Annotated in this window: 1 protein-coding gene; it reads right to left on the bottom strand. The window is 66.4% G+C overall.

Annotation, left to right across the window (positions count from 1 at the left end):
• A partial coding sequence (locus RMT89_RS42340; RefSeq protein WP_315889083.1) for a hypothetical protein occupies window positions 1-225 on the bottom strand: 225 nt, incomplete at its 3' end.
• Between the last annotated feature and the right edge of the window lie 61 nt (window positions 226-286).

Raw genomic sequence — 286 nt, 5'->3', positions numbered from 1 at the left:
GTCGATCGCGGACTTCGCCAGCCCACCCAGCGCGAGCGCACCAACCGCACCCACCTTGAGAAGGGTGCCGCCCAGTCTCCCGAGCTGGTCAGAGTGTTTGTCCATCCAGCGGGTCGCGGTCGTCCCGGCCTTCTGGGCGGTGCGGGAGTACTCGACAGCGGCCTGGCCGACCTGTCGGAAGCCTGTGATGACGCCCTGCACGCCGTCGATCGTCAGTCGAGCCATGACGGTACGAGACACGCCACATCACCACCTCTGCAGTGTCAGTCCTCGGTTGGGATCGGCA

This window comes from Streptomyces sp. P17, assembly GCF_032436805.1.
In the GTDB taxonomy this organism is placed as follows: Bacteria; Actinomycetota; Actinomycetes; order Streptomycetales; family Streptomycetaceae; genus Streptomyces.
Note: the sequence above shows the minus strand (reverse complement) of the source record. Positions and strands in the feature narration are given on the sequence as shown.